Origin of the sequence: Paenibacillus sp. AN1007, from assembly GCF_040702995.1 — a bacterium.
GTDB lineage: Bacteria > Bacillota > Bacilli > Paenibacillales > Paenibacillaceae > Paenibacillus.
Map to the genome: position 1 here is coordinate 2,383,105 of NZ_CP159992.1, position 12,354 is coordinate 2,395,458.

General features: G+C 44.1%; 7 protein-coding genes. 1 reads left to right on the forward strand and 6 read right to left on the reverse strand.

All coding sequences use genetic code 11. The annotated features are described in order from the left end of the window. Positions 1-74 precede the first annotated feature (74 nt). On the reverse strand, positions 75-2,582 hold the full coding sequence (locus ABXS70_RS10695; RefSeq protein ID WP_366295691.1) for a glycoside hydrolase family 78 protein: 2,508 nt from the start codon (positions 2,580-2,582) through the stop codon (positions 75-77). Positions 2,583-2,960: 378 nt separating this feature from the next. Here ABXS70_RS10695 and ABXS70_RS10700 point away from each other — a divergent pair, with 378 nt between their 5' ends. Next, a complete protein-coding gene (locus ABXS70_RS10700; protein WP_342551241.1) occupies positions 2,961-4,184 on the forward strand; it encodes a helix-turn-helix domain-containing protein in 1,224 nt (407 codons plus the stop codon). A 39-nt stretch (positions 4,185-4,223) separates the two neighbouring features. Here the strand turns inward: ABXS70_RS10700 and ABXS70_RS10705 are convergent, their stop codons facing one another. The 5 genes from ABXS70_RS10705 to ABXS70_RS10725 all read right to left on the reverse strand — a co-directional run bounded on the left by ABXS70_RS10705 (position 4,224) and on the right by ABXS70_RS10725 (position 12,221). After that, positions 4,224-6,470, reverse strand: a complete 2,247-nt coding sequence (locus ABXS70_RS10705; RefSeq protein WP_366295693.1) for a glycoside hydrolase family 3 C-terminal domain-containing protein — start codon at positions 6,468-6,470, stop codon at positions 4,224-4,226. A 216-nt stretch (positions 6,471-6,686) separates the two neighbouring features. Beyond that, positions 6,687-9,095 (reverse strand): alpha-L-rhamnosidase C-terminal domain-containing protein, encoded by a 2,409-nt coding sequence (locus ABXS70_RS10710; protein WP_366295695.1) that lies wholly within the window; start codon positions 9,093-9,095, stop codon positions 6,687-6,689. A 25-nt stretch (positions 9,096-9,120) separates the two neighbouring features. Beyond that, positions 9,121-9,942, reverse strand: coding sequence for a carbohydrate ABC transporter permease (locus tag ABXS70_RS10715; RefSeq protein WP_342551238.1), 822 nt, complete (start codon positions 9,940-9,942; stop codon positions 9,121-9,123). Positions 9,943-9,944: 2 nt separating this feature from the next. After that, positions 9,945-10,865 (reverse strand): sugar ABC transporter permease, encoded by a 921-nt coding sequence (locus tag ABXS70_RS10720; protein ID WP_366295697.1) that lies wholly within the window; start codon positions 10,863-10,865, stop codon positions 9,945-9,947. A 66-nt stretch (positions 10,866-10,931) separates the two neighbouring features. Beyond that, a complete protein-coding gene (locus tag ABXS70_RS10725; protein ID WP_366295699.1) occupies positions 10,932-12,221 on the reverse strand; it encodes an extracellular solute-binding protein in 1,290 nt (429 codons plus the stop codon). Between the last annotated feature and the right edge of the window lie 133 nt (positions 12,222-12,354).

Sequence of the window (12,354 nt, forward strand, 5' to 3'; positions counted from 1 at the left end):
CAAAACAGAATTTTGTAATACAAAAAGGCGCTGCTCGTTCTGTGCAGCACCTTCTAAATTCAACCCTTTCCTCTTCACGCCTTGGAGGCATTGAGTATTTGAATGACGCTTCTAAATAACTGTTCAGTCTCCGGCGGAGTATTGGCCAGCATTTCGCTTACAGAAAAATCATAAGCATATTGGATCATTGGGTGATCCAGCATACCGGGAGCGTGCTCGTTTAACATTTGAACTGCTGCGGGCTCTTCCACAATCTCTTTGAGTGTGGAGTCCATTGTAAACCGTTCTCTTTCGAGACTCGTTTCCGTCGCATATTCGAAACGGTATGATCCGGAACCAACCTCCAGAGGCACTGGTTTCTCAGGCAGTTCGATAATGGCTGTTGTATTTGCTGGTATCGTTACATTTACAATTATTTTACCCGCCCTACATGACCAAGAGCTTTTTATCTCTCCGTAGACCGATTCAAAAGCAGCATCTACCGAACTGATTCCTCGGATGAATTGAGGTTTTATTAGAATCTTCTTATAACCTGCTTCAATTGGATTGACTCCCGCGAGTTTTCTATACATCCATTCACCAATGGAACCGTAGGCGTAATGATTCAAGGAATTCATACCTGATGTATCGAAATCACCATTAGGAAGAATGGAATTCCACCGTTCCCATATGGTAGTAGCCCCTTTTTTTACGGCGTACAGCCAGGAAGGGAAATCCTCTTTTAAAAACAAGGTACCCGCAAGGTCATGCAGGTCATTGTCCGATAAAGCATGACAAAGATATGGAGTACCAACGAATCCTGTCGTGAGATGGTTTTTATGTTTCGCTATATTGATTTCAAGCGTTTTGCGGATTCGATCCTTGTATTTTTCCTCGGCAAGATCGAAGTGCAGCGCTAACACGCAGGCCGTTTGAGTTTCGCTAACCAGTCTGCCGGTAGAAGAGATATATTCTGCATTGAAGGCTTGTTTGATCTGGCTGTGCAATGCTTCGTAACGGACCGCATCTTCGGTTTTGTCCAGAAGCTTAGCTGTTTTTGCAACCAGTTCGGTCGAATACGCATAATAAGCGTTTGCTACCAGATATATATCTGTAGCTCCTGTTCTTTCGTTACTTATCTCCTCTCTGTCTAAACCGAGCCAGTCCCCATATTGTTGACCCGTCTGCCATAATCCGTTGGCTCCACAACGTGCAGTAATATAATCAATCCAGCCCTTCATGCTGTCGTATTGTTCTCGCAGCAATCGAAGATCTCCGTAGGTTTGATACATGACCCAAGGAACAATAACAGCAGCATCACTCCAGGCGGCAGCCCCTTCCTGATTCCCAAGAATGTTAGGGACGACATGTGGAACCCCATATTCCTCCGTCTGTTCAGAGGCAAGGTCGCGCAGCCATTTCTTGAAGAAGGAGGCAACATTCATATTGAACGCAGCTGTGCCAGCAAATACTTGTGCATCTCCTGTCCACCCTAGACGCTCATCTCTTTGAGGGCAGTCCGTCGGTATGTCAAGAAAGTTGCCTCTTTGGCTCCACTGGATGTTGCTTTGCAACTGGTTTACCAACGCATTAGAGGTTACGAAAGTACCTGTTTCCTCCAAATTCGAATGCAGCACGCAAGCGGTGAATTGATCAAGCTGAATCTCATCCATCCCTTCAATGGCGTTATAGCGGAATCCATGGAAAGTGAAGTGAGGGCTGAAGATTTGATCTTGACCGTTGCAGATCAATCGATCAATAGATACCGCCTGCCTTAACGTATCCGGATAGAAATTTCCTTCCTTATCAAGGACTTCAGCATGCCGTATGGTTATCGTTTGACCTTTCTGTCCTTTGGTTCTAAGCTCTACAAACCCCGTAAGGATTTGCCCGAAATCAATGACGCGTTCACCTTTAGGAGTAGTAATCAATTGAAGTGCAGGAAGTCTTTTTGTGATTTTTACCGGCTCACTTTCCTGAGCAACAAGGCGATTTTTATCGAAAGAGGCCGTCTCCACATAGAAGGACTGACTTTCATCAAAACCAGAGTCATAAGTCTCACCCATGTAAATTTCGCTTGAACGGATGGGTCCGGTAGTCACCTGCCAACTTTTGTCGGTAATAACGATGTCTTTTGACCCATCTTTATAGACAATGTGAATTTCCGCAAGTGCAGCGACTCGATCCCCGTAATGGTTTGGCGTGCAAGTGAAACCAAATATGCCTTTATACCAGCCATTCCCCACCGTAATCTCTATTTTATTCTGACTCTCCAGCAACCCGTCCAAACGGTACGTTTGATACTGCAATCGCTCGTTGTAATTCGTCCACCCAGGTGCAAAGTAGTCTGCTCCTACTCTTGTCCCATTGATCGCAATTTCATAAACTCCGAGGGCACTCGTATAGATTCGCGCTTGTTGAATTTCCTTTTCGACGGAAAATTCTTTGTAAAACACGGGTGGAGCACTTTCTTCGCTCGGGAATGGATGTGTGATCCACTCTGCCTGAAAGTTGCTGCCCTTCAGCAATCCGGTCTCAAAATGTCCTTCCGTTACTGCGTGATTACCTTTGTTATCCCAAACTTCGACTTGAACTTGATACAAAGTCGAGCCTTCTAAACGAGGGCCAGCATATTCCACTAAAACGGAGTTATCTTCATCCCTCTTTCCAGAATCCCAGATGTTTTGCAAACCTTGTTTAACTATTATTTGGTAAGCTGATTGCATAACGTCCTGTTCAGTAGATACCAATTTCCATGAAAATCTTGGGTTTATTGTGTCCAGCCCCACCGGATTTTGCATGTATTCAATCCGAAAATCTTCTAATTCCATGAGATAACCGCCTTTCATCATAGATCGTACACCAATATGTTAACGCTTACTAAAATAGTATAATGAATTTCGCTCGTGCAATATGGTAGTATCGTTGTAATTTTATAATTATGGTATGATATGATGATTAATAAAGGAGGCAAATACAAAATGGATTTAAAACGTCAATGTAAACTCATTGCGGACCTTTTTGATATGTCCATCTTCTTCGTAAGCACCACCGGAGAAGTTAAATTCGAATTGTTGGGTAATCGGATGCTTAATCCGCTGTATAAAAATGATAAACAAATCTTTTTTTCAGTGTTGGGGTTTGATCCATCCGTGTCTAAAGAAGCTCCATGTGTTGTAAGAACGAAGTTTTTTGAGAACTACATTTTAATTCGTATGGGTAACGATCAGAACGATGAAGGGACCATCATCTTAGGACCTTCCCTTCCATTTAGCTTGATTGAGCACAAAATCAATGGGCTTATCAACGACACACATCTCTTTGCGAACCGGGAACAAGTAAATTATTATTATCAGACTGTTCCTGTGATAGCCCTTGAGAGGCTAATCAACATCGCGATCTTGGCTAATCAAATGTTTAATCATGAATGGATCGAAGCTGAGAATGTAGTACAGGACTATTTGCACGGTATGTCTATCGAGGAAAAACCAATACAAGGTTCCGTAAATTCTTCCAAAGGCTATGATGAGATGCTTCATCACAACCCGTTGAATGAAAAGCAATTGTTAACGTTCGTCAAGGAAGGTAAATTGGATATGCTCAAACACTTTACACAACTTGGTCATGAAAATACAGGAGTGCTGTCCAAATCAAGTCATATCCGTTCTAAAAAGAATCTTGGCATTATCGGTATAGCTCTCGCAGCCAGAGCAGCCATTGACGGGGGGCTCTATTCGGAGCTTGCGTTTTCAATAAGTGATCTTTATATACAGCGCCTTGAGGAGCTACGAACCGATAAAGAAATCGATCAATGCTGCTTGGAAGCATTTTTTTCGTTAACCGATAAAGTCTCTCAGATTAAAGAATCGCAGCATTCTAAAACCGTAACCCTTTGCAAAAATTATATATATAACCACCGTTATTCCAAAATTACACACGAAGAAATTGCTGAACACGCCGGTATTAGCCCAAACTACCTGTCTGTATTATTTAAAAAAGAAGTTGGGGTTCCCGTTAATGAATATATTCAACAGATCAAAATTGAGGAAGCTAAGCATATGATTCAATTTACGAGCACTCCACTTTCTGAAATCGGGTCTCTATTGAGTTTTACGGATCAGAGTTATTTCACCAAAATTTTTAAAAAACATTCAGGTAGAACCCCTAAGCAGTATCAACAAACGTATCATATGATAGAGGAATAAGCCCGGGCTACGCCGGGCTTGTTTTAACGATGCATTCTTTTACTGGTTAACTGCGGACAAGATGCTCTGTAGTGTTTCTTCTGTGAACTGACCGCTGCTCATAAGTGATGCATTGTGCAATGTAGTTCCCATAATTAATTCCTGCATTCCCTCACCCAGGCCTGCATCATTTCCGTCATATTGCCCCATTGCTGCCATAATTTCAGCACCAACGGGATGCTGCAGTAATTCACCGAATGTGGAATACCTGGTAATTGGTTTGGTAACAATTACGCTCGATTCTACCTCGATCGTTTCAGAGAGTTCAATCTCTCTTGAAGATTTTCCGACCATTATGTCGAATTTACCCGTCTCCACATGCCAGTCTTTCAGCTTAACATCGTAGTAAGCAAAGGCTCTTTTGCCCAGTTCAAAATGTACGGTGGTCTCTTCACCAGGCTGAAGCGAAACTTTTGTGTACCCTTTCAATTCCTGAAGGGGACGCGGCACAGTTGATTCTACATCACGTACATATAGCTGAACGGCCTCTTTGCCTGCTCTTTCACCCGTATTTTTAACTTTTGCAGTAACCGTTACACTGCCGGTATCTTTAATCTGTTTATGACTGACCTGAAGATCACTATATTCAAATTGGGTGTAGCTCAAACCGAAGCCAAATGGAAACAAAGGCTCGACATCTCTTGTATCGTAATGACGGTAGCCCGTAAAAATTCCTTCTCGATATTCGGCAGTCTCGCCGTCTCCAGGGAAATTCAGGTACGACGGATTGTGGATCAGTTTTTTAGGAAATGTCTCGGCCAGTTTCCCGCTTGGATTTACACGTCCAAAAAGAATATCAGCGATTGCACCGCCCAAAGCCTGTCCTCCAAGGTATGCCTTCAATACAGCTTTAACTTTACCCAGCCAAGGCATTTCAATGGGACCTCCGCTGCTCAATACAACAACGATATTCTCTTGAACCTCAGCGACTGCTTCAATTAAAGTTCTGTGACTTTCCGGCAATTGAAGGTGTTTCCGGTCGAATCCTTCGGACTCATAACGTTCAGGCAGCCCGGCAAAAATCACTGCAACTTGTGCATTTTTTGCGGCAGCAACTGCTTCTTGAATCAGTTCTTCGTTTACAACATCTTCGTCTACTGCATAACCGGCCGCATACGAGATGCTTGCGCTGTTAGTGGCTGTTTTAAGGATTTCTTCATAGATGTTATCCAGCTTCGTCGGCATAATGTGTGAACTACCGCCGCCCTGGTAGCGTGGCTGCTGCGCGAATGCTCCGATAACCGCAATGGTATCTTCGGTGTTTAGAGGTAGAATGCTCTCCTCATTCTTAAGCAGTACCATGCTTTCACTTGCAATTTTTCTGGCTAACTGGTGCTGTGCTTCTACATCAACCGATGCTGACTTCCGCTGGCTATCTACAGCTTTGAATACAAGTGACAACAATCTCTCAACAGACTGATCCAACACCTCTTCGTTCAATTTTCCTGATTGAACAGCTTCAATAATTTTCTTGCATCCCAAACCGCTGCTGGAAGGCATCTCCAGATCCATACCAGCAGCTAGTCCTTCATCTCGTTCATTGACCGCTCCCCAATCTGACACCACTACCCCTGAAAAGCCCCATTCGTCCCGAAGAATTTCAGTCAGTAACCGGCTGTTCTCGGAACAATAATCACCATTTACTTTGTTATATGCTGCCATGACGGTCCATGGCTCTCCCTCTTTCACTGCGTATTCAAAGCTCGCAAGATATATTTCCCGTAGAGTCCGTTCATCCACCACCGCATCTACAGACATTCGCTTATATTCCTGGTTGTTTACAGCAAAATGTTTAATGGAAGTACCCACGCCTTGGCTTTGTACGCCTACAATATAGCTAGCTCCTAAAGTTCCCGATAAATAAGGGTCTTCAGAAAAATATTCAAAATTTCGTCCGCACAGCGGGGAACGCTTGATATTCACACCAGGTCCCAAAACAATCGAAATATCCGCAGCTTGTGCTTCTTGTCCGATGGCTTCCCCCATGGTATGGGCAAGTTCACGATTCCACGATGAGGCCAGCCCACTTCCGGAGGGAAAGCAGGTAGCCGGTATACTTTTGTTTATACCTAAGTGGTCCGCGCTCCCCTCTTGTTTTCTAAGCCCGTGAGGGCCATCTGTCATCATAATGGAAGGAATCCCGAGACGGTCAATGGATTCGGTATTCCAGAAATCTTTACCCGAGCAGAGTGCTGCTTTTTCTTCCAATGTCATTTGCTTGATCATTTCTTTTAAATCTCGTTCCATTTGTATTCCTCCAACCCTAATGATATCGCTTTCTTATATAAGAATAAATGAATCCGTTTATCGAATATGGTAATATCATTGTTTTTTTAGAATTAATCAACGGAATCGTATCGAATCTTTAAGATTTAAGGTATTCGGCTCAATCCGAATCTCCTTTCACCTAGGCATAGTACCTTGTACACCAAGCAAGGCATGAGTAAATTCATTCTGATACAGTCATAAGCGCTCCTTCATTTCAGATTCCGATGATGGATTCTGCCAATTCATTACGATGCTGAATTCGCCGTTCTCTTCTCCTCTTACTATTTGACCATTCGGCAAAACAATCGTGCATGAGATTTGCTCTGGCCAAGCGGCATGCATGCGAAATGTAGAATCGACAAGCTGCCATTGTACGGAAACCATGCCTTTAGAGGTCATTGCACACCCTTCAGCGTGGGAAAGGCGGCCGATTTGCGGACTTATTTTTATCTTCTCGCAGCCTGGGGCAGAGGGCTGAATCCCTAACGTTTCTGTTGTATATTCATAAATAGGCACGGAGCCCCAAGCGTGAGCATCGCTGCGCTTGCTTACAGTATCTTCCATCCACGTTGTTAGCCCTTCACACGCCATTTGCCGCCATGGAGCCAGTAAATCATATACTTTATCGTACAAACCAACTAAAGAAAGCGCACGGAACTGGTAGATGGACATCGCGAATGAACAGGGTACGAAGTCCGGGCATTCGATCGAGTGAAGGATTGCATGCCTGGCCTCTCTTCCTGTCAACGTTCCACTTAACACAGCCCAAATTTGGACATGTTGGCTGAAAAGCTCCAGTCCGGGGCCGTCGGTAAGACTGCCAGGGCGGCTGATCGACATGCAGTTTTCCTTAACAGCTAGCTGCATGCGTTCGGCTCGATCAAGATACTCCTTCGCAACGCTCCTTCTATCAGTAAAAGCAGCAAGCTCAGCAGCTCTTTGCAGTGCGTAAGTATACATTAGACAATAAACCGTCAGCGGGCCTTGGCGGGCTGCGTCAGGGACGCCATATTCTTCCTTCCATTTATCAGCCCAGTCTACAAAGGACCAATACCGAGGGTTCATCTTACCGATCAGACCGCTTGTCTCAATCTGCCGATAGAAATAACCGAGTATGGCATCTACACCAGGCAGGTATTGCTCAACAAGTTTCCGGTCTCCCACAAACATCATGTGGTCATGCAGCATGTAAATCCAATATAATGAAAAGCCTGGTATGACTTGGGTTGATACACTAGGATATCGGGACTGTGTTAATCCCTCCGGAAGCAAGGAACTGTAAAAATCAAATAAAGTTTTGCGGGCAAGCCTGTCATCGCCAGATAGAATATAGGTGAACTGGATTTGGGAGCGGGTATCCATCACATATTGAAGCTGCTCATAATACGGACAATCTTCGTATGTTTCATGCATGCATCGTTTAAGCGTTCTGACGCTAATATCCCATAAAGCAGTTTCTTGAGGATCTGAAGAACGATATTGGGCGATGACATCAAGCGGGTAACCTGTTTCTCTATAAGAAAATTTACGAAGCGTTAATGGTGCTTCTCCTGTCCTGATTTCAACTCTGACATAGCGGAATGTCCGGAACCAGAATGGTTCATATTTCTCTATAAATTCTCCGCTTTCCTGTTCCATGCCACTAGGTCTATAAATATCCAAATCACCATATAAATCTCCATTTGTACTGTCCGTCCGATCCCCTTTGTCGCGTATCCAAGGGACTGATATGGGCGGATTCTCATAACATTCGGCACACAACAGCTTAATTTCACTCCCTTGACCTCCGGACAAATCCATCTCAAGGTAACCTGTAGTCAGCTCTCCGGCGTCAAAATCTATCGTTATAACTGAATGAGGTGCGATCGTTAACGAGCGGTCATACGTCACCAGTTTTAACCAATCAGGCTTGCTTCCTTTTTCCGAGAGTCGGGAAATACCAACAAACCGGCGTTCAGTTTCATAGAGAGGAGGAATGGGACGTTTTCTTAACTCCCACGGTTTTAGTTCCCCATGAACGATATCGAATACATATCGGGAGGCCTTCTCCCACTTTTCTGGAACATAGCCTGCTTCTGTCCATCCAAAAGGACGCTTGAATCCGTCAACGGCTTCCGAAATTCCGAGAAATTGCGTATATACGCCTTGAGATAAAGTAATCGCCTCATCCTTCATACATTCCCAGGATTCATCGGTATGTGCAGCTGCAGCCTGAGTATTCTGCTCATCTCTGATGACAGCATGCACATACAGCCCGGCAAGCCGCGTACGCCATACAGACTGATTTCCACCGCCTGTATAAGGATAACGCAGCACCTGAGCAGCAAAAACGTTTATGCCTTCTTTCAGGTATTCTCCAATCTCAACTTCCTCATAATGCCACGTGAACCGGTCGCCTTTGCAAGGTCCCCGGCTTACGGGTATACCATTGACATAAAGCAAATAACGGCTGTCAGCTGAAATACGAAGCGCACAGTTATGCCTGCCTTTTCGAAGTTCAAATGTTTTTCTAAAATAGACAAATCCTCCTCCCTTAGCTTCATTTTCTTCCTTCCAATGAGGGTGCCATATCCAGCTTGCCTCTTCTTCCCAATCAGGACTCATAAGTGACCTCCTTTTTGCAGATCGATTACTCTTTTACACTTCCTGAAGCGACTCCTGAAATAATTCGTTCCGAAAAGATGAAAAATAATATGAGAACCGGAATGGTTGCAATGACGGAAGTTGCCAATGCTTTATCCATATTGAGCAGAATATTGGATGTATACTTCATAACTGCCAGCGGTATTGTCTTGACTGCGTCGTCTTGAAGCATAATTAACGGCAGGAAAAATTGGTTCCAGATATTAACGGACAATATAATGCACAGACTGACGATTACTGGTGAAGCAAGCGGAAACATAATTCGGTAAAAAATTCTCCATTCTCCGGCGCCGTCTATTCGTGCGGATTCGGCCAGAGCGTCCGGCAAGCCGGCAAAGAAATTCGTGAGCATCAGTACAGCCATTGATAATCCCGCTGATAACACCAGAATTACACTCCACGGAGAATTAATCAGTCCAAGATTCTTGATAATCAGAAATACGGGAACCACACCGAGCTGGACAGGGAACATGAGACCGATCAAAAAATACAGCATTACACCTTGCTTAAACTTAAAAGAGTAACGACCTAAACCATAAGCAACCATGGAGGCTAAGGCTACAATGATGATGATTGTCATCATGAGGATAAATACGCTGTTCCAGATATTGACGCCGAAATGCTCGTTGCGAAAAACTTTGACATAGGATTCCAATGTAAAGGACTTGGGCCAGCCCAGTGTATTTGACAGTACATCCTGCTTGGTGCGAAATGAGTTCCATGTAAGATACCCAAGGATGAGTAAGGTGAAGGAAGAGTACACCCAGAGGATCAGCTTCGTTACATACAGCTTTTTGACATCAGCCATGATCATTTCTCCTCCTTATAAGTGAATCTTAGCTGAATCAAAGCAACCACAAAGATGATGGCAAACATTACGACGGCAATGGTAGTCCCCATACCTACGGAGTTTGTGCTTACCGTTCCTCCCATTGCGCCGGTCGTTCCGAAAGTAATTCTGTAGAAAAACAGTGTCATCACATCCATCGAATTGTTAATACCGCCGCTCACCCCTCCCAGCAAATAGCTGAAATCAAATAAGGTCATGGCAGCGATATAACTGATCATAGCAATATTTACAATACTGGAACGGATCTGCGGTATAATGACCGAGAAGAACCGTCTCCAGTAGCCGGCTCCGTCCAAATAAGAAGCTTCCATCACTTCGTCGGACAGCATCTTCATGGCTGCCACGAAGTAGATCATACTGAAGCCTACACCGGCCCAAGCATTCATAATGAACAAGGTAAGGACCTCGTAGCCCGGAACCCCTAACCAATTTCGAGCATGTTCTCCTAACCCGATTAGCTGGAGAAATTCATTGAAAATACCGATATTCTGGTCAAAAACAAGTGTAGCCAGAAATACGATAACGCTAGTGGTAATAAACTGTGGAGCAAAGATCATTGTTTGAAAAAAACGGTAGCCTTTTACACGTGTATAAATGACATAGGCAAAATAAAGCTGTATAGGAATCAGTAGTCCGACGTTAAGCACGACCAATATCACATTGTTCTTAAGCGCATTTAAGAACTGCCGTTTTAATTCCGAATTAGTGAACAATTCAATATAATTATCAAAGCCTACAAACACCTTCTCACTAAAACCGTTTGACTGAAACAGACTAAGCTGGGCAGCTGAGAAAATGGGATAGATCACGAAAATAGAATACAGAATAAAACCGGGCAATATGAACCACAAATAAGGTTTCTTTCTAAGCCACTGCAACACCTAGATCGCCTCCAAATGATTTGGACGGTTAAGCAGCTCGGCTTAACCGTCCAAAAATCGTTCTGATTATTTTGTGCGGAGCAGCGCTTCTTCCAGCATGTCTGCAGCTTGCTGACCATCAATATGAGAGGTCAACAGTTGCGGCATTACTTGCTGAAGGAAGATATCATTCAACTTGATCTCTTCTGTTGATATGTTCGTTAATACGGAATAAATATTATGACCCAGGGAATCAAACGCACTCAATTCTTTGACTCCCTCATCTCTAGGCGTGATATCCTGCAGGGCCGGCACCATACCTGTTTCATCCTCAAACAGCTGTTGAGCTTTTTGGCTGGACAGAAACTTTACATATTCGACCGCTTCTTCCGGATGCTTGGTTCCAGCAGATACGGCAAAAGTGGTCGCATTACTGAAGCTTTGCGGAGCAATGCGTTCACCAGATCCTGTCGGGATATAAAATCTGCCGAGGTTTATTCCAGCGCCTACGAAGGTTGGATCATTCCAGGTACCATCTGCCATCATTGCTGTCCTGCCGTTAGTAAATGCCAACTGGGCTCCGGCATTGTCTACAGAGGCCAAATCCTTGGTGAAATAACCTTTGTCGGCGAACTCTCTGATCGTTTGGAATACCTTGATTATGCTTGGGTCTTTGAAAGAACCAGTCCCCTCATTAATCTTGCTTAATGCTTCCTCAGCGGCAGCAGGCATTAGCGCAAAGGCAAGCCAGGCCCGTTCGAATTCAGCTTTACCGGGAACGCTGAAAGGTGTGATTCCCTTATCCTTTAATGCCGCGACCAACGTCACGAACTCATCTAACGTTGCCGGAGCCTGCAAACCTTCCTTTTCAAAAATGTCCTTATTATAATAAATCAACTGAGAGTCCATAAAGGCCGGAGGCGAGGAATATAGTTTTCCGTCCACCTTTGCGTATTCCATGAGGTCTTCCCCGAAACGGCTGGTATCGAGTCCGTAATCATCCAGATCAAGCAATGCACCGCTCTGCACATACAGCTTCATTTTAGGCGTCTTGTTTCCTTGAACATAGAACACATCCGGCAGCGAGTTGCTCTTAACAGCCGTATCGATCGCTGTCTCTGACCCTGAGAATTGAAAGTTTAATTTGATATTCGGATGTTCTTCTTCAAATGCTTGATTGATTGCGGTAAATCCCGACTCAAACGATGATTGGTTAGACTGGTCTCCCCACACGGTTAATTCCACTTGTTTTTCAGTTCCGGCTTTGCTGCCTTGATCGGGTGAAGAGCTGTTTGTGTTGTCGCCACATGCTGCCAACAGCAAGACGGAGACACCTGTCACTGCAAGAAGTACTTTTCTGAATAACCCCTTTTTCATTTTTTATTTCTCCCTTCGTGTCTAACGGTTTGTAAGCATGTAATAATCATAGTTCACAAAATAAAGCGTTTCCATGAACAAGTTTTTGTTTATGATTCCACATTATTCGATAGTTGCATTTGATTTAGGGCAA